The sequence below is a fragment of the Yersinia frederiksenii ATCC 33641 genome (assembly GCF_000754805.1).
GTDB classification, from domain to species: domain Bacteria; phylum Pseudomonadota; class Gammaproteobacteria; order Enterobacterales; family Enterobacteriaceae; genus Yersinia; species Yersinia frederiksenii.
Map to the genome: position 1 here is coordinate 898,735 of NZ_KN150731.1, position 19,377 is coordinate 918,111.

Genomic DNA, 19,377 nt, shown 5'->3' on the forward strand with positions numbered 1-19,377 from the left:
GAAATAAATCCGTGAGGTAATTAATAACGAGATATTTTCCGTGAAATATAGTGAAGTTATTGGAGGGTTGCTATTTATTAAAATATTAAGTTAAAATTTTTATATTAATTTTATTTTGTCTTTTATTTATATGCTTATGTTCATATTTATATCATTGTTTTAAAACAATTTATTTTTATTGATTACTGTCTTTCTTGTTTTTCAAATAATTAAATTAAACTTTTTAAAAAAACATTAAATATTAATTTGTGTATTTTCAGTGTTATTTTCAACCAAGTGGTGATTGCTTTTTTGACGAGAATATTCCTAATAAGTCGCTCTCTATATTCCCCTTCAGACGAATGCTATAATCTTGCCATCAACCAGGGAGCAAGATATGAATCACAATGGTTTGCATCGGTTAATGTCGAAAATGAAAGGGGGCCAGGCGGCCCTTTTGGTCAGTGCTGTATTGCTATTGGCGGCCTGTGATGACAGCAGCAATAATAAGGATGCTGTCGCGCAAACTGCTCCGGTCACTACACAGACCCGTGAACCCGCCAGTCACACCGCGAGCAGTAAAACCAATGATGCTGCCGCGCTGGCTGAGTTGGCGAAACGCCATGCCGGTCAGCCCCTCACTTTGCTTGATGCCTCTGAATTACAACTTGATGGTGCCAGCGCCATGGTTCTGACTTTTTCGCAACCATTGGCCCCCGATCAAGACTTCTCCTCTCTGGTACATCTGGTTGATACCGTCAGCGGTAAAATTGACGGTGCCTGGGAGCTGTCTGACAACATGATGGAGTTGCGTCTACGCCATCTTAAGCCTGAGCGTAAATTGCTGCTTACCGTCGATAGCCAGTTGAAAGGCGTCGGCGGTGCTCAGCTTGGTGAACAGCAGCAGCAACAAATCACCACCCGTGATATCAAACCGAGTGTTGGTTTTGCCAGTAAGGGGTCTTTATTGCCGGGCAAACTGGCGCAGGGCTTACCGGTGATGGCTCTCAATGTTGATAACGTTGATGTTAACTTCTTCCGCATTAAACAAAGCAGCTTGGCCAACTTTCTCGCTAATTGGCAGTACCGCAGTGCGCTGTCTAACTGGGAGTCGGACGAATTTCTGAAAATGGCCGATTTAGTCTATACCGGCCGTTTTGACCTCAATCCCGCGGCGAATACCCGCGAAAAACTGTTACTGCCGTTAGCGGATATCAAACCGTTGCAAGAGTCCGGCGTCTATCTGGCCGTGATGCAACAAGCTGGGCGTTACAATTACACTAATGCCGCGACCTTATTTACCCTGAGTGATATTGGTGTTTCGTTGCACAGCTACCATAACCGTATGGATGTGTTTGCTCAGGCATTAGCCGGTGGTGCAGCTTTAAAAGGGGTTTCGTTGCAATTGCTGGATGAAAAAGGCCAGGTGTTGGTTCAGACGGAAACCGACGGGCAGGGTCATGCGCAACTGGAAAAAAACAGCAAAGCGAAATTGCTGCTAGCTTCGCAAAATGGGCAGACTAGCCTGATTGACCTTAATTCACCGGCACTGGATCTGGCCGAGTTTGATATTGCCGGGCCAGAAGGTTTCCAGAAGCAATTCTTTGTGTTTGGTCCGCGTGACCTGTATCGCCCCGGCGAGACGTTAATTGTCAATGGGTTACTGCGTGATGCCGATGGTAAAACCCTCGCCAGCCAACCGGTCAAAGTGGATATCCTCAAACCTGACAATCAGGTGGTACGCAGCTTTGTTTGGCAGCCGCAAGATGGCCTATATCAATACCAATATGCGATTCCTGAAAGTGGCCCTACCGGTGAGTGGTCACTGCGTCTGGATCTCGGTGACAACCAACCGCGCTTATACAAATTTAAAGTAGAAGATTTCCTACCAGAGCGCATGGCATTGGATATCACCACCAGCAAAGAGCCGATTGCCACTGACAGCGAAGCCAGCTTTGCGGTCACCGGCCGCTATTTATATGGTGCCCCGGCTTCGGGTAACCGTCTGCAAGGTCAACTATTCCTACGCCCACTGCGCGAAGCGGTGGCGGCACTTCCCGGCTTTGAATTTGGTTCAATTAATGAAGAGAATCTCTCGCGTACTCTGGATGAGTTTGATACCACGCTGGACAGCGACGGGGAAACTGATATCGCCGTTGATAACAGTTGGCAAGAGGCAAAATCACCACTGAAATTGATTTTACAGGCCAGTTTGTTGGAGTCCGGCGGGCGGCCTGTTACGCGCCGTGCTGAGCAGGCATTATGGCCAGCCGAGGCACTGGCAGGCATTCGGCCTCTATTCAACAAGCAGCAAGTTTATGATTATCGTAGTGACAGCTATAAATCGCAGGCTATGGTCGATCAAGATACCCAAGCTGATTTTGAAATTGTGTATGCCAATGCTGACGGTGAAAAACTGGCGGCAAACGGCTTAAAAGTGAAGCTGGTTCGTGAGCGCCGCGATTATTACTGGCAGTGGTCAGAAAGTGATGGTTGGCAGTCACTGTTTGATAAAAAGGATCTGACGCTGGCCGAACAGTCAGTGGATATTCCGGCTAATGGCAGTGTCAAAGTTAGCTTCCCGGTCGAGTGGGGCGCTTATCGCATTGAGGTAAGCAATCCAGATAACTCACTGGTCAGTAGTTCCCGCTTCTGGGCTGGTTATAGCTGGCAGGATAATACGGCGGGTAGCGGTGCGGTTCGGCCAGATCAGGTCAAACTAACACTGGATAAACCGGCTTATCGGCCGGGCGAAAAAGTTAAATTACACATTGAAGCACCAGCAGCCGGTAACGGCTATTTGCTGGTGGAGTCCAGTGATGGCCCATTGTGGTGGCAGGAAGTAACCATTCCGGCAGGCGGCACTGAGGTTGACGTGCCGATTAACACCGATTGGAATCGCCATGATTTATATCTTAGTGCGACAGTGATTCGCCCCGGTGATAAATCTCAGCAAGCCACACCAAAACGCGCGATTGGTTTGCTGCATCTGCCGCTAGTTGATGAGACCCGCAAACTGGCACTGCAATTGGAAGCACCAGCCCGCGTTCGCCCTAACCAAACCTTAACGGTAAAAGTGAAAGCCAGCCGTACTGGCGCGCCGTTACCGCAAAAAGTGCAAGTGTTGCTGTCAGCCGTCGACAGTGGGATTTTGAATATCACGGATTACGCCACGCCAGACCCTTATGACGCTTTCTTTGGTCGCAAGCGCTACAGTGTCGATCAATATGATGTTTACGGACAATTGATTGAAGGGCAAGGGCGTTTGGCCAGCTTGCGCTTTGGTGGTGATGGTGATGACGAAGATGCGCTGTCTCGAGGGGGTAAAAAACCCATTACTGAAGTCACTATTGTGGCGCAGCAAGCTCAGCCAGTGACGTTAAATGCTCAGGGCGAGGGGGTGATTGAACTGGCTATCCCTGACTTTAATGGTGAATTGCGCCTGATGGCACAAGCCTGGAGTGATGAAGATTTCGGCAAAGCGGAGTCAAAAGTGGTGGTCGCGGCCCCACTGATTGCACAGTTGGCAACCCCGCGTTTTCTGGCGGGCGGAGATAGCACCCAACTGGCATTGGACTTGAGCAATCTGTCCGGCCAACCACAAACACTGTCACTCAACTGGGCGGCGAGTAACTTATTGGCATTAACCGGCGCGCAAACTCAGTCTATCTCTCTGGCAACGGGCGAGCGCAAAACCGTGCTGATTCCGGTGCGGGCTTTGAATGGTTTTGGTCAGGGTGATATTGGGTTGACCATCACCGGCATGGTATTGCCGGATGAAAAATTGGCAGATTATCAGCATCATTGGAAAATCGGCGTTCGACCGGCTTATCCGGCTCAGACCCGCCATTTTGCGAATGTATTGCACAGTGGCGATAGCTGGAGCCTACCGGCAGAGGCCATTGAAGGGCTAGCCCCTGAAACGCTGCAAGGTCAGTTGTTAATTACCAGCCGTCCACCGCTGAATCTGGCTCGTTATATCACTGAATTGTATGCCTATCCTTATGGCTGTCTGGAACAGACGGTGAGCGGGCTCTATCCTTCTTTGTATAGCAATAATGCACAACTGACCGCACTGGGTATCAAAGCGGACAGTGATGAAAAACGGCGTAAAAGCATTGATGTCGGCATTGAGCATCTGCTCAGTATGCAACGTCATAACGGCGGTTTTGGCTTGTGGAGTAATGACAGCCCGGAAGAGTTCTGGCTGACAGCTTATGCCACTGATTTCCTTTATCGCGCCAGCCAGCAAGGGTACAGCGTGCCGGTGGCTGCGTTAACCGCCGCCAATAATCGTTTGCAGCGTTATTTGCAAGATCCGAGTCAGGTACAGATTCGTTACAGTGAACAGACCAACCATACCCGCTTTGCGGTGCAAGCTTATGCCGGTTTGGTGTTGGCGCAACAGCAGCAGGCATCCTTGGGAGCATTACGTCAATTGTATAGCCGTAGCAATGATGCGCGCTCTGGTTTGCCGTTGGTGCAACTTGGGGTGGCGCTGAAATTGATGGGGGATATGCCTCGGGCTAAAGAAGCCATTACTCAAGGGCTGAATACTACCCGCAGTGATAAAGATTATTGGTTGGAAGATTACGGCAGTGCGCTGCGTGATGACGCGTTGATTTTGGCACTACTAACCGACAATAACCTGTTACCGCAAGCGCGCGATACTCGCCTGTTGGCGTTATCTAATGCGCTGGTGGGCCGTAGCTACCTGTCTACCCAAGAGAGTAATGCACTGTTCCTGGCTGGACGCACCCTGATGAATGGAGCGGAAGCGCCTTGGCAGGTAGCGATTGCGCCGCAGGCAGAGCCGATCGCGGATAGCCCGACATTGACTCAGAATACGGCGCTGAATCAAAACTGGTCAGCTCAACAGTTGGCGGGTGGGATGCAATTACAAAATCGTGGCGATGTGGCCCTGTATAGTCGGCTGGATGTGGTGGGATACCCACTGCAAACGCCCGCGCCATCTAGCAATAATTTGCATATCAGCCGCAGCTATATTGGGCTTGATGGTAAGCCGTTGAATTTATCAAAGCTGAAAAGCGGGGAGCTGGTTCTGGTGTACTTAGATGTCTGGGCCGATAAGCGCGTGCCGGATGCTCTGGTGGTTGATTTACTGCCGGCCGGTCTGGAGTTGGAAAACCAGAATTTGGGTGACAGCAGCGCCAGCTTGGGGGAGAGCGCCAACAGTGTGACGGAGTTATTGCAAGATATGCAGCAATCGGATATCAAGCATCAGGAGTTCCGTGATGATCGCTATGTGGCGGCTGTCAATGTTGACCCATACCGCCACACCACTTTGCTCTATCTGGCACGTGCGGTGACGCCGGGCATTTATCAAGTCCCGGCTCCGCAGGTAGAATCCATGTATGTCCCGGATTGGCGGGCGCTGGGGAGTACCGTGCCGCAGCTTGAAGTTTCTAAGTAAATACTCACTCCCCTTTATGGTTGGCAGTACGCTACTGTAAAGGGGAGGTGAAAACCATCGATGCAAAAACGACGCAAAACTTGGGCGCTGGTGCTTATTGCTGTGATCTTTCCGGCTGCTTTATTGCTGGCGGATAAGATTTGGCCGCTACCCTTAACTGAGGTTCAGGTTGCTCGGGTGGTGGTGGCTGAAGATGGTACGCCATTATGGCGCTTTGCTGATGCTGATGGAGTATGGCGCTATCCGGTCTCTTTGTATGATGTTTCACCCTATTATCTGCAAGCCTTGTTGACCTTCGAAGATCGCTGGTTTTATCGACATCCCGGAGTGAATCCACTGTCACTGATCCGCGCCGCTGGGCAGGATTTGCGTGCTGGCAAGATTCTTTCTGGCGGCAGTACGTTATCGATGCAAGTTGCTCGCCTAATCGACCCGCATCCCCGCACGTTGTTGGGTAAGTTACGTCAGATCTGGCGAACGGCTCAGCTGGAGTGGCACTTTTCCAAAGACCAAATCCTCGAAATCTATCTGAATCGCGCCCCTTTTGGCGGTACATTGCAAGGAATTGGTGCCGCCAGTTGGACTTATCTGGGCAAACCCCCCTCACAATTAACACCCGCAGAAGCGGCATTACTGGCGGCGTTGCCGCAAGCGCCAAGTCGTTTGCGGCCAGATCGCTATCCACTGCGCGCCAAAGCAGCACGCGATAAAGTGTTAAGCCGGCTGGCTGATTATCAGGTATGGTCAGCACAGCAGGTGGCTGATATCAAACAAGAAGATATCTGGTTAGCCCCGCGTCAGGTGCCGCAATTAGCACCATTACTGGCTCGGCGCTTAACCACAGGTAATCAACGGGAAGTGATTCAGACGACGTTGGATGCCGGGTTACAGCGGCAGTTAGAAGAGATGGCTGCGGGGTGGCGTCATCAGCTACCAGAGAAAACATCGCTAGGGTTGCTGGTGGTGGACCATACCACCATGAATGTACGTGCTTACCTCGGTTCGGTCGATTTTCAAGACGACAGCCGCTTTGGTCATGTGGATATGGTCAGTGCTTGGCGCTCGCCGGGGTCGACACTGAAGCCATTCCTGTATGCCATGGCATTGGATGATGGCTTGATTCATGCTGAATCACTGCTGCAAGATGTGCCGCGCCGCTTTGGCGACTACCGCCCCGGCAACTTTGATACCGGATTTCATGGCCCGGTGAGTGCCAGTGAGGCGCTGGTGCGTTCACTGAATCTCCCCGCGGTGCAGTTACTGGAAGCCTATGGACCTAAGCGCTTTGCGGCCAATTTGCGTAATGGCGGCCTGAATTTACGTTTTCCCCTGCACAGTGAACCGAGTTTAGCGGTGATCCTTGGTGGTACTGGTTCGCGGCTGGATCAGTTAGTTGCGGCGTACAGCGCTTTTGCTCGTGGTGGAATGGCAGCCACATTGCGCTTTGAGCCACAACAGCAAGTGCAGGAGCGGCGCTTATTCTCTGCAGGAGCGGCATGGATTACCCGGCGCATCATGGCGGGCGAGGCGCGACCGCTACCAGATGATGTTTTACCTGCCACTGTACCCTTGGCATGGAAAACCGGTACCAGCTATGGATATCGTGATGCTTGGGCTATTGGTATTAATGCTCGTTATACCATTGGCGTGTGGGTCGGGCGACCTGATGGCACACCGGTTGCTGGCCAATTTGGTTACGCTACCGCGATACCGATTCTTAATCAGGTCAACAATGTGTTGATGACTGCTTTACAACAAAATGGTCGCCGGTTACCGCTTGACCCTCGGCCTCCGTCCGTCAGTCGGGAAGAAATTTGTTGGCCCGGCGGTCAACCATTGGCCATCGGTGACACTAATTGCCGACAGCGGCGTCAGAGCTGGGTACTTGATGGCACTCTTCCTCCCACATTGGCAGCACCTGGGCAGGACAGTATTCAGGGGAGCCAGCTCAGTATTTGGCTGAATTCGCAGGGGCAGCGAGTTGCCGCTGATTGCCCAGATGCAGTGCCGGTATCATTAACATTATGGCCACTGCCACTCGAACCTTGGTTACCGATAACAGAGCGCCGTAGTCAACGGCTACCTCCTACCAGTCGCGAATGCTCACCACAAGGTGATGTTAATGTGGCTCCGTTGCTGATTTTGGGGATACGCAACGGCGCGGTAGTGAAGCGTTTGCCGGGTCAGCAACATCTTGACCTTCGTTTGGCCGTGCAGGGCGGGCGAGGGCAACACTGGTGGTTCCTCAATGGGGAGCAAGTTGCGATAACTGAAAATAGTCAATCATGGGTGCAAACTTTATCTCTGCCAGGCAGTTATCAGCTCAATGTATTGGATGAAAGTGGCTTGGTCAGCAATCTGGTCTTTCGGCTGGATTAGCACGGCATTTCACTTGAATTAATTGCAAGTAACAATCCATTCTTTATATTTCTTCTTAATATAATGCTTTCATAATAAAAAATGTATTAATAATTAACTGGCTTTTACGATAATGTGTGCTCTGTGTTTTCTTATGATATTTTCTCACTTTTAATTTCTAAGTTATAAATATTCATAGTTAATATTATTAATTATCCCGTATTCTAATAGAGGGAAGCATAGAATTGGAGGTGGTATGATAAAATTAAAGTGTTTTTTAACACTGATGCTCTTATTTTTAATATTCAGTTTTGATGTCAATGCTAGCCAGCCAAAAGTCTGTTTCTTTATAGATGAAAACTATCAAGGAGAGTCTCTTTGCACGACGGAAGGTAATGCTATTGATGTGCTTCCAACTAAATGGAATGATAGCATATCATCAATTGAAATTCCTCGAGGCATGGTAGTCTCAGTTTCTAAAGATGTTTATTTTTCAGGTCAAACCCTCACATTTAAAGACAGTGTCGACTCATTACTTTTATTACGATGGGCCAATTTAAATGATGAAATTAGTTCTTTTAAAGTTAGGGAGGCTGCTTGCTTTTATGAATTCGATCAATTTGTTGGTGACTCATTTTGTTTATCCGGCAATGAAAGTATAGACCTCTATAATGATAGTAACCTAGCCAAACAGCAGTATCATATTGTTAACCCCCTCAATGATAGGATTAGTTCGATATCAATACCAAATGATACTCAAGTAACAATATACAAAGATGATGAGTATACAGGTACGAACTTTGTTCTAATGAATTATTTCTCAATTGATGAATTAGAAAAAATTGGCATGAATAAGGAGATAACCAGTATTAAGGTTCATCAACAAGAAGAGTTCATTTGTGATCAATATTGTGTCGTTAAAGGAATATTATCTATTCCATTAGGATATGGATTTGGGCCCTACTGGTTAGACGATAGGATTAAATACAAAGAAGCTTTAATTAGTTTTAACTTTAGTGGGGATGATAATTATTCACTTGATTTTTCTAATGATATAATCGTTAAAGTTGTCGGTCGGATGATATTGTTTATCCATAAAAGTCATAAGGAAAATAGTTTTGTTTTTGAGTTGGATAAAAGGAGTGATACATTATCATTTCTACTCCGATTTAATGGTCGGTATTCTGAAATTCAATTTATTGAGTCTGTACTAACTACACCGATATACATATCACCCATTGTCGGTTCTCTATTTGATTTTGGTTTGATTAGTTTAAATCTCAGATTAAATAATTTTAATAAAGATAATTTACTGGTTATTAATAAGATAGTATTGACGGCAGAGAAAAAAATTACCCGAATAGAACGGGGAGTAATGGGAACTACGGCCTGCTGGCTTATGCCTATTATGAGTATTTATAACTATGTGATTCAGGGAAAGTGCAATCAGGTAGATAGATTTGTAAATAACATTCATGATTTCTTTAATAATAATAACGATAAAATATTGCAAATATCCGGATCGGCAAAACCCTACCCCAAAATAAAGGCTAATGACTCTATTGAGTTTGATGCACCCGCGGTAGATTTCTCTTCTAAAGTTGAAGGTGCATTAACCCATATTAATACGGATATGCGAGGGGAAGCATTAACGATGCCAGCTACGGCATTAGCCTGTAATGTTTCTCTGAAAGAACAACTACTTCCTCACCTGCGTTATCGCCGTGATCTGAAATCCGGTTGTGTTGAGTGGACATTAAATATTTTGACTGATTTCACTTTGCTATTTGGTGGCAGCGTGACCTATTGGAATGCTGAAAGTTTTGGTCGGGTTATTGAACATATTCTTAAGGAGGGAAATACCGGACAAGGGGCCTCAAATAGCGAAGTCGAAAGACGTTTAGTCGACAACGTCCAGAAACATTTGGCTGAAAATGATAGTGATTTGATTAATATAAAGACGGCATTTGATTTTGCACAGCTAAGCTATGCCGATTATTTACAGCACCATGACCATAATACTGAAGTGTATTCGCCTCTCATTGCTCAAGAATTACCCATGGGGCGCTATGAGCTAGCACTACAAAATTTCCAATTTATTGAGACGGTGCCGCGTATTCGTCGTGAAGGGCAGTGGATAGAAGATACTGAATTACATTTTGAGACAGAAGTGATTAGCGGAATGACCGACGACACATTGGCAGCACGGCAAACAATTTTGCCCGTGATTAATGAATGGCGGCGTACATATTACCAGGCCAAAGCTCAGTCCTTAACCGCAACAGCGGCGAATGAAAGTCGTCATCAGCCAACGACGGCTGTAATGGATGATAGACCCACAACAGAAACCAGGATTGCTACCGATGATAGTGTTATCGAAGCTGCGTGTTTGGTGAGTGATGTTGCTCAAAGTTGGTTAAGGACCAGCAGTGACGACTATATCTATATTGTCGTTCGTCTTGCGGGGCAGATAGTCAGTATCACGATGGCGATGGATATTAATGAATCAGATACTGGGATTGCCGGTTCATTGACTAACCCCGATTACGTCCTGCGCCCAGAGGTGGAAGGAGGGATTCGAGGTGCGGGGACGGCGGCAATCAGAGCTCTGGCTGACCACCTGAGTAAAAAAGGGAAACGATCTTTGGTATCAGATGTGATTAGTAAGCCATCCGCCGTGGTGAAAAAGAAAGTGGGTTTTAAATTTATCAACGAGTTTTAACTTGATAGTTATGTATTTTGCGGCAATCTCAGTGCTGCAAACCGATTTTTATGTGAAATGTGAGTTGTGCATAAAAATAAGCAATTAAGATAAATATTTTTTAATGAAATGTTGTGATTCCCGTATGCAAGCGCCAAACACCCACATATAATCGGCGGCCACTGTACAGGGTCGGCATCATTTTGTAATAAGGAACCGTCCGCCAGCCAAACCAAAGCGCTCATTGATGATGCTTATTGGGGCGGGTTCCGAGTCCGGTCAATATTATATACCCAATAGAGGTTATCATGGCTTTAGAACGTACTTTCTCCATTATCAAACCAAATGCTGTTGCCAATAATGACATCGGTGCCATTTATGCGCGTTTTGAAAGTGCTGGTTTCAAAATTATTGCTGCTAAAATGTTGCACCTGACCAAAGAGCAAGCTGAAGGTTTTTACGCAGAACACAAAGGCCGCCCATTCTTCGATGGTTTGGTTGAATTTATGACTTCTGGCCCCATTATGGTTCAGGTTCTGGAAGGTGAAAATGCAGTTCAACGTCACCGTGATATCATGGGCGCAACCAACCCAGATAACGCCCTGGCGGGTACGCTGCGTGCTGACTTTGCCGATAGCTTTACGGCAAATGCGGTACACGGTTCTGATGCTGTTGAGTCAGCTCAACGTGAAATTGCTTATTTCTTCGCCGCGGATGAAATTTTTCCACGCAGCTAATTAATTGATTCAATGCGGGAATGGTCGCTATTTAATCAACTGAAACAATAAAGTTGACCAGGCACCTTTCCAATCATGGAATCCATGCTTTAAAATTCGTACAATGCCGCGCCCCGGTGGAGACATCTCTGCTGGGGCGTTCTATTATTTATTCATCGCCGTTTCGAAAGCCGTACCCGGTTTAAAGCGCAGCGCCGTAAAGTGTAACAACGAGGCCACGACAACTCATGTCTGAACAATTATTAACTGCATCAATGCCGATTGATGCTGCACCTGTGTCTGACAACGCGGTTGAAACCACCGCTCCCGTCAGTAGCAAAATCAATCTGCTTGATTTAAATCGTCAGCAAATGCGCGAATTTTTTGCCGAGATGGGCGAGAAGCCTTTCCGTGCAGACCAGGTTATGAAGTGGATGTATCACTATTGCTACGATGATTTCGAGCAAATGACCGACATTAATAAAGGGTTGCGCGCCAAGCTACAGCGAGTTGCTGAAATCCGTGCACCTGAAGTCGCGGAAGAACAGCGCTCAATTGATGGCACCATTAAATGGGCAATCAAAGTTGGCGATCAGCAAGTCGAGACGGTGTATATCCCTGAAGGTGACCGCGCCACATTGTGTGTTTCATCTCAGGTAGGTTGTGCATTGGAGTGCAAATTCTGCTCAACCGCTCAGCAAGGTTTTAACCGTAACCTCCGGGTTTCTGAGATTATCGGCCAAGTATGGCGAGCCGCGAAAATTATCGGGTCATTAAAATCAACCGGCACCCGGCCAATTACTAACGTGGTGATGATGGGGATGGGTGAACCACTGCTGAACCTGAATAATGTGGTACCCGCGATGGATATCATGATGGACGATTTCGGTTTTGGTTTATCCAAACGCCGCGTGACGTTATCCACTTCCGGTGTGGTTCCAGCGCTGGATAAGCTGGGTGACATGATTGACGTTGCGCTGGCTATTTCGTTGCATGCTCCGACAGATGATATCCGCGATGAAATTGTGCCTATTAACCGTAAATACAATATTGAAACCTTCCTGGCGGCGGTTCGTCGCTATTTGGCGAAATCTAACGCCAATGGCGGGCGTGTTACGGTTGAATACGTTATGCTGGATCACATCAATGACAGCACCGAACAAGCTCATCAGTTGGCTGAATGTTTGAAAGACACGCCATGTAAGATTAACTTGATTCCATGGAACCCGTTCCCTGGAGCACCTTACGGCCGTAGCTCAAACAGCCGAGTAGATCGTTTCTCTAAAGTATTGATGGAGTACGGTTTTACTACCATAGTTCGTAAGACTCGTGGTGACGATATTGATGCAGCATGTGGTCAATTGGCCGGTGAAGTGATTGACCGTACCAAGCGAACTTTGAAAAAGAAAATGGCGGGTGAACCTATCGCTATTAAAACAGTCTGATTCTTACTGCCAACTGTTTGCGTATAACTAATTGTTATTAAACTTATAATTTGTTAGATAATCGATGCTAAAAGGGTTATTCAAAAGTCGGTAATGGGAATAACATGAGTGCCTGATTTAGGTACTTATCTTCATCATAAGGACAATTGAGAAAGCATGAAGCTGACAAGAATGTGGAGAGTTTGCCTGATAGCAACGGTATTGGCTGGCTGCTCTGGTTCATCGCCGGAAAAAGTGAGCCAACCCGCGGCAGGACAGACACGTTTACAACTGGGTTTAGAATATCTGGCGCAAGGTGATCTTAATGCTGCTCGCCAGAATCTTGAGAAGGCTGTAGCGGCAGACCCACAGGATTATCGCGCTCAATTGGGCATGGCTTTTTATGAGCAACGCATTGGTGAAAACGCTGCAGCAGAGCAGCGCTATCAACAAGCAATGAAACTGGCACCTGGAAATGGCACAGTAATGAATAATTACGGTGCGTTTCTGTGTAGTTTAGGGCAGTATGTACCGGCCCAACAACAGTTTAGCGCAGCGGTGCTGTCGCCTGATTACGGTCAGGTTGCAGATAGTCTGGAAAACGCTGGATATTGCTTTTTGCGGGCGAATCAAAATGATCAGGCTCGAGTACTCTTGAGTCGGGCATTGAAGTATGATCCGGACAAAGGTGAGCCACTGCTTGCAGAAGCTCAACGGCATTTTGGAGAAGGGAATCGCGCTCAGGCGCAACTATTACTGGATGTTTATCAACATGTACTTCCAGCCAGTGCTGAAAGTTTATGGTTACAAATTCGTTTCGCCGCGCTAGCGGGCCGTCAAGATAGCGTACAACGCTATGGCAAGCAGCTTGCGCGAAGTTTTCCACAATCCAAACAGTACCAGCATTTTCTAGCTAATGAATACTGAAGCCTCCCAAGATCAAACTGTTCCAGAGACGACAGGTGTGCGCCTGCGTCAAGCCCGTGAAGCACTCGGGCTCACTCAGCAGATGGTTGCCGAACGTCTGTGTCTGAAAGTATCCACAATCCGTGATATTGAGGAGGATAAAGCACAAGCTAATCTCGCCTCAACATTCCATCGTGGTTACATTCGTTCTTACGCTAAATTGGTTCACCTTCCTGAAGATGAACTGTTACCCATGCTGGCAAAGCAGGCTCCAATCAGAGCGGCGAAAGTTGCCCCAATGCAAAGTTTCTCATTGGGTAAAAAGCATAAAAAACGTGATGGCTGGTTGATGAGTTTCACCTGGCTAATTGTGTTGGTTGTGCTCGGTCTGACAGGGGCATGGTGGTGGCAAAATCATCAGGCGCAGCAAGCAGAAATAGTCACTATGGCTGATCAATCTTCTGCCCAACTGTCGCAAAATGGCGGGCAACCAGTGCCGCTGGCTGATGATAATAGCGATTCTGGAGCCTCTACGGATGCTCAGGCTCCGGTCGTGAATAACCCGCCTTCTACTCCAACAGCAAACGGGACTGCATCTGCGACGAGCAATGCAGCACCGGTGGATGCGGCAAATAACCGTGTCGATACCACGGCCCCTCAAGGAACAACTTCAGCGGAGTCTGTGGTTGTTTCCCCGAGTCAGGCACCTTTGCCTGAGGTTTCTACCGCGCAACCCCCTTTGCCTACAGCAGACGCTGGGGTGAATGGTGCTGCATCATCTGTGGGTTCATTAGTCATGAACTTTACAGCTGATTGTTGGTTACAGGTCGTTGATGCGAGTGGAAAAACGTTATTTAGCGGTATCCAAAAAGGGGGCGCGACCCTCAATCTATCCGGTAAATCTCCTTATAAGTTAACCATTGGTGCACCGAGTGCATTAACGATTACCTATCAGGGGAATCCAGTAGATCTGAGTAAGTTTATTAAGGCTAATCGCGTAGCCCGCCTGACTGTCGGTGTAGAGTAATATTGTGTTTTTGACAAACAACTCAGTGGTTCGAACAAACTACCATTATTGTGGTTTTGAAAGACTGCTTGGTTGCGAAAACTACACGACTGTAAAGGAGAGTGTGTAATGCATAACGAATCCCCAATTATCCGACGTAAATCTACTCGGATTTATGTCGGTAAAGTGCCTATTGGTGATGGCGCACCGATTGCTGTGCAATCGATGACCAATACCAAAACCACTGATGTTGATGCGACTGTTGCCCAGATTAAGGCATTGGAACGTGTTGGTGTGGATATCGTGCGCGTCTCAGTACCGACCATGGATGCGGCTGAGGCATTTAAGTTGATCAAACAGCAGTCGAATGTTCCGCTGGTTGCCGATATTCATTTTGACTATCGAATTGCCTTGAAAGTCGCGGAGTACGGTGTTGATTGCTTGCGAATTAACCCTGGCAACATTGGTAACGAATCCCGTATCCGTGAAGTGGTTGCTAGTGCTCGTGACCATAATATTCCTATTCGTATTGGTATCAATGGTGGATCGCTGGAAAAGGATATTCAGGAAAAATATGGCGAACCTACGCCGGAAGCCCTGCTTGAATCCGCGATGCGTCATGTCGATATCCTTGATCGACTTAATTTCGATCAGTTTAAAGTCAGTGTTAAAGCCTCTGATGTTTTCCTAGCTGTAAACTCCTACCGTTTGTTAGCTAAACAAATTAATAACCCTTTGCATTTGGGGATCACTGAAGCGGGTGGTGCGCGCAGTGGGTCAGTCAAATCGGCTATTGGTTTGGGTTTATTGCTGTCAGAAGGTATTGGCGACACTTTGCGTATCTCGCTGGCTGCGGATCCTGTAGAAGAAGTTAAAGTCGGTTTTGATATCCTTAAATCTCTGCGAATTCGTTCTCGAGGGATTAATTTCATCGCTTGTCCAACTTGCTCTCGCCAAGAGTTTGATGTTATTGGCACAGTAAACGCATTGGAGCAGCGGCTAGAAGATCTGATTACGCCAATGGATGTATCTATCATCGGTTGTGTGGTTAACGGGCCGGGCGAAGCACTGGTTTCGACCATTGGTGTAACGGGCGCGCGTAATCAGAGTGGTTTCTACGAAGACGGTGTTCGTCAAAAAGAACGTTTTGATAACAAAGCCATGATTGACCAGTTGGAAGCTAAAATTCGTGCAAAAGCATCAATGCTTGATAAAAAAAACCGAATAGTTATCAATCAATTGGATGATAAATAAGCATTTCTGATGTGATTTTGTCGGCCAGAATGAAAAAAGCGGGTTTGGCCCGCTTTATATTGCGCCTGTAGAGGTAATACATTGTCGCCATTGAATATGTGGACGGCAAACCTCTATAATCGGCTTTATTTTTTGCACTATACCCAATGTCATTGGTGTTGTTGCGCACTGTGCTGCAATATCAAGTCAATAGGGCATAAAACTACAGAGAACAGACGTGGCAAAGAACATTCAAGCCATTCGTGGTATGAACGACTACCTGCCAGCCGATACGGCAATATGGCAGCGTATTGAAAGCATTTTGAAACAAGTGCTGGCAGGCTACGGCTATAGCGAAATTCGCATGCCGATTGTAGAGCAGACCCCGTTATTCAAGCGCGCTATCGGTGAAGTAACCGATGTGGTTGAGAAAGAGATGTATACCTTTGACGATCGCAATGGCGAAAGTCTGACACTGCGTCCGGAAGGTACCGCAGGGTGCGTGCGCGCGGGTATCGAACATGGTCTGCTGTACAATCAGGAACAGCGTCTGTGGTACGTTGGCCCAATGTTCCGCTATGAACGCCCACAGAAAGGCCGCTATCGTCAGTTTCATCAGTTGGGTGCGGAAGTTTTCGGTCTGCAAGGGCCGGATATTGATGCCGAATTGATTCTACTGAGTGCCCGTTGGTGGCGTGCTTTGGGTATTTCAGAGCATGTGCAACTTGAACTGAATTCCATTGGATCTTTGGACGCCCGCGCGGATTACCGCGAAGCGTTGGTGACTTTCCTGGAACAGCATGTTGAAGTGCTGGACGAAGATTGTAAGCGTCGTATGTACAGCAACCCATTGCGGGTGCTGGATTCAAAGAATCCAGATGTTCAGTTGCTGCTTAATGATGCGCCTAAGCTATCTGATTACCTGGATGAAGAGTCAAAACAGCATTTCGCGGGCTTGTGTGAACTTTTAGACAAGGCCGGTATCCCATATACCGTTAATGAACGTTTAGTTCGCGGCTTGGATTATTACAACCGCACAGTATTTGAGTGGGTTACCAGCAGTTTGGGCGCGCAAGGTACTGTATGTGCCGGCGGGCGTTATGACGGCTTGGTTGAACAGCTCGGTGGTCGCGCAACCCCTGCGGTTGGTTTTGCCATGGGGCTTGAACGTCTGGTTCTGTTGGTGCAGGCTGTTAACCCTGACTTCCAGGTACCTGCGACGGTTGATGTGTATGTCATCTCGTCCGGTGAGAATACGCAAAGTGCTGCCATGCTACTGGCCGAGCATCTGCGTGATGCCATGCCAACGCTGAAGTTAATGACCAATTACGGCGGCGGTAATGTTAAAAAGCAATTTACGCGCGCTGACAAGTGGGGCGCTCGTGTTGCTTTAATGCTTGGTGAAAGCGAAGTCGCGGCACAGAAGGTGGTAGTAAAAGATTTGCGGAATGGTGAACAAGAAACGCTGGCGCAAGCTGATGTTGCTGCGCGTCTGGCTTTGATGTTGGGTTAAGGAGAGAGACACCGTGGAAGTCTATACCACTGAAAATGACCAGGTTGATGCAGTGCGCCGTTTCTTTAGCGAAAATGGTAAAGCGCTGGCCGTGGGTGTGGTGCTCGGGATTGGTGCATTAGTGGGTTGGCGTTACTGGCAGAGTCATCAGAATAGTGCCATGACGGAAGCCTCCTCTGCCTATCAGCAAGCCAGTGATGCTTTGTCAGCCAATAGCGCTGATGGTGTTGCTCTCGCTGAAAAATTTGTTCAGGGCAATAATAACAACTACGGCGTCTTGGCCGGGTTGGAACTGGCTCATCATTTTGTTGAGCAAAACGAGTTCGATAAAGCGGCACAGCAACTCACCCAAGCGTTAGGCCAGACCAAAGATGAAAATCTACTGTCGCTGATTAATCTGCGTCTTGCCCGTTTGCAACTGCAATTGAAAAAACCAGACGAAGCATTGAAAACGCTGGATGCAGTGCAAGGTGATGGTTGGACTGCGATGGCTCAAGATGTTCGTGGCGATGCATTATTAAGCAAAGGTGACACTGCAGGTGCACGGGCAGCTTACAGTAAAGGCGTCGAATCAAATGCTTCTCAGGCGCTGCAAGCCTTGCTGCGCATGAAATTGAATAACTTGTCCAACTAAGGGGTATCCCCATGCAATTGCGTAAAACACTCTTAGTAGGACTGGTATCTGTTGCCCTATTGAGTGGTTGTTCACTGTTCAACAGTGAAGAAGATGTGGTTACCATGTCGCCACTGCCAAAAGTTGAAAATCAATTCACACCGACTAAAGTGTGGAGCACCTCTGTCGGTGGCGGAGTGGGTGACTATTACTCCCATCTGCGCCCAGCCTGGCAGGGAACCACGGTCTTTGCCGCCGATCGTAAAGGTTTGGTGAAAGCCATGGCCGCAGATACGGGTAAGCAAGTATGGCAAACCGATTTGTCTGAGAAGACTAACTTCCTCTCTAGCAACCGTTCTGCAATGTTATCTGGCGGCGTAACAGCTTCAGGTTCACATGTGTATGTCGGCAGCGAGAAAGCAGTTGTTTATGCACTGAATTCTGACGATGGCCAGGTTGCATGGCAAACCGTGGTAGCGGGTGAAGCATTATCACGCCCAGTGGTCAGTGATGGCGTGGTGTTGATCCACACCTCAAATGGCATGCTGCAAGCGCTGAATGAATCAGACGGTGCTATCAAGTGGACATTGAATCTAGATACACCAGCCTTGTCTCTGCGGGGCGAATCCGCTCCAGCGGTCGCATTCGGTGCTGCGATTGTCGGTGGCGACAATGGCCGTGTCAGTGCGGTGATGATGGAGCAGGGCCAGTTGATCTGGCAGCAACGTATTTCCCAAGTGACCGGTACTACTGAAATTGACCGTCTGAATGACGTTGATACCACGCCAGTGGTTGTTGACGGTGTTGTTTATGCCTTGGCATACAACGGCAACCTGACAGCATTGGATCTGCGCTCTGGTCAGATTCTGTGGAAACGCGAAATGGGGTCAGTCAATGACATCATTGTCGACGGTGGTCGCATTTATCTGGTCGATCAAAATGACCGAATTGTCGCATTGAAGACTGACGGTGGGATAACTCTTTGGAGTCAAAGCGATTTATTACATCGTAACTTGACTGCTCCAGTGATGTATAATGGTTATCTGGTTGTAGGTGATGCCGAAGGTTATCTGCACTGGGTGAATACCGATGATGGCCGTTTTGTTGCTCAGCAGAGCGTCGATAGCTCCGGTTTCCTGAGTGCGCCAGTGGTTGCAAGCGATAAACTACTGGTTCAGGCAAGAGGCGGCACGGTATACGCGTTCACCCGTTAATAGACTAATAATACGTAAAGTCGTTGGAGTTACAGCAAGGCTGTAAGTGCATGACAAATAGGTTGTAAACCAATTTGAACGGCGCTTGCACTGGCCCGAAAGGTGAGTCTTTGATGAGGCTTATCATCCCGATGACCTGCCCTCGGTCAGTGATTTAGGTTAATGGCCACTAATACCGCTGCAATTTCACAGACAAGGGTTTAAAGCGGCTCCTGAGGTTCAGGGGCCGTTTGTCTTCTAAAAACTGCGCTGTTGAAGGTTCGGTACAGCGCTGTAATGA

Annotated in this window: 11 protein-coding genes; all 11 read left to right on the forward strand. The window is 47.7% G+C overall.

Going from position 1 to position 19,377, the window contains the following annotated elements; all coding sequences use genetic code 11:
• Window positions 1-376 precede the first annotated feature (376 nt).
• Window positions 377-5,413 carry an alpha-2-macroglobulin family protein gene (locus DJ58_RS17580; RefSeq protein ID WP_004707895.1) on the forward strand — a complete coding sequence of 1,679 codons (5,037 nt, stop codon included), beginning with the start codon at window positions 377-379 and terminating at the stop codon, window positions 5,411-5,413.
• A 60-nt stretch (window positions 5,414-5,473) separates the two neighbouring features.
• Complete coding sequence (pbpC, locus tag DJ58_RS17575) at window positions 5,474-7,792, forward strand: peptidoglycan glycosyltransferase PbpC (RefSeq protein ID WP_004707893.1); 2,319 nt, start codon at window positions 5,474-5,476, stop codon at window positions 7,790-7,792.
• 235 nt (window positions 7,793-8,027) lie between these two features.
• Window positions 8,028-10,493: an exotoxin gene (locus DJ58_RS17570; protein ID WP_032910724.1), complete on the forward strand. Its 2,466-nt coding sequence runs from the start codon at window positions 8,028-8,030 to the stop codon at window positions 10,491-10,493.
• Window positions 10,494-10,780: 287 nt separating this feature from the next.
• Window positions 10,781-11,209, forward strand: a complete 429-nt coding sequence (ndk, locus tag DJ58_RS17565; RefSeq protein WP_004707890.1) for a nucleoside-diphosphate kinase — start codon at window positions 10,781-10,783, stop codon at window positions 11,207-11,209.
• A 254-nt stretch (window positions 11,210-11,463) separates the two neighbouring features.
• On the forward strand, window positions 11,464-12,633 hold the full coding sequence (gene rlmN / locus DJ58_RS17560; RefSeq protein WP_226977664.1) for a dual-specificity RNA methyltransferase RlmN: 1,170 nt from the start codon (window positions 11,464-11,466) through the stop codon (window positions 12,631-12,633).
• Between the two features lie 156 nt (window positions 12,634-12,789).
• Window positions 12,790-13,539, forward strand: coding sequence for a type IV pilus biogenesis/stability protein PilW (gene pilW / locus DJ58_RS17555; RefSeq protein WP_032910723.1), 750 nt, complete (start codon window positions 12,790-12,792; stop codon window positions 13,537-13,539).
• Complete coding sequence (rodZ, locus tag DJ58_RS17550; protein WP_032910722.1) at window positions 13,529-14,545, forward strand: cytoskeleton protein RodZ; 1,017 nt, start codon at window positions 13,529-13,531, stop codon at window positions 14,543-14,545. The genes pilW and rodZ overlap by 11 nt, the downstream gene beginning before the upstream one ends.
• Window positions 14,546-14,653: 108 nt before the next feature.
• The gene (gene ispG / locus DJ58_RS17545; protein ID WP_004707882.1) at window positions 14,654-15,778 is read left to right on the forward strand and encodes a flavodoxin-dependent (E)-4-hydroxy-3-methylbut-2-enyl-diphosphate synthase; all 1,125 of its coding nucleotides are present in this window, start codon (window positions 14,654-14,656) and stop codon (window positions 15,776-15,778) included.
• A 217-nt stretch (window positions 15,779-15,995) separates the two neighbouring features.
• A complete protein-coding gene (gene hisS, locus DJ58_RS17540; protein ID WP_004707880.1) occupies window positions 15,996-17,270 on the forward strand; it encodes a histidine--tRNA ligase in 1,275 nt (424 codons plus the stop codon).
• A gap of 13 nt (window positions 17,271-17,283) precedes the next feature.
• Window positions 17,284-17,904, forward strand: a complete 621-nt coding sequence (locus DJ58_RS17535) for a YfgM family protein (RefSeq protein ID WP_004707878.1) — start codon at window positions 17,284-17,286, stop codon at window positions 17,902-17,904.
• Between the two features lie 11 nt (window positions 17,905-17,915).
• On the forward strand, window positions 17,916-19,097 hold the full coding sequence (bamB, locus tag DJ58_RS17530; RefSeq protein ID WP_004707876.1) for an outer membrane protein assembly factor BamB: 1,182 nt from the start codon (window positions 17,916-17,918) through the stop codon (window positions 19,095-19,097).
• Window positions 19,098-19,377 lie beyond the last annotated feature (280 nt).

What these genes read in the sequence shown, in the direction of transcription:
- DJ58_RS17580 (WP_004707895.1), top strand. Translation starts at nt 377, where the DNA reads ATGAATCACAATGGTTTGCATCGGTTAATGTCGAAAATGAAAGGGGGC.
- pbpC (WP_004707893.1), top strand. Translation starts at nt 5,474, where the DNA reads ATGCAAAAACGACGCAAAACTTGGGCGCTGGTGCTTATTGCTGTGATC.
- DJ58_RS17570 (WP_032910724.1), top strand. Translation starts at nt 8,028, where the DNA reads ATGATAAAATTAAAGTGTTTTTTAACACTGATGCTCTTATTTTTAATA.
- ndk (WP_004707890.1), top strand. Translation starts at nt 10,781, where the DNA reads ATGGCTTTAGAACGTACTTTCTCCATTATCAAACCAAATGCTGTTGCC.
- rlmN (WP_226977664.1), top strand. Translation starts at nt 11,464, where the DNA reads ATGCCGATTGATGCTGCACCTGTGTCTGACAACGCGGTTGAAACCACC.
- pilW (WP_032910723.1), top strand. Translation starts at nt 12,790, where the DNA reads ATGAAGCTGACAAGAATGTGGAGAGTTTGCCTGATAGCAACGGTATTG.
- rodZ (WP_032910722.1), top strand. Translation starts at nt 13,529, where the DNA reads ATGAATACTGAAGCCTCCCAAGATCAAACTGTTCCAGAGACGACAGGT.
- ispG (WP_004707882.1), top strand. Translation starts at nt 14,654, where the DNA reads ATGCATAACGAATCCCCAATTATCCGACGTAAATCTACTCGGATTTAT.
- bamB (WP_004707876.1), top strand. Translation starts at nt 17,916, where the DNA reads ATGCAATTGCGTAAAACACTCTTAGTAGGACTGGTATCTGTTGCCCTA.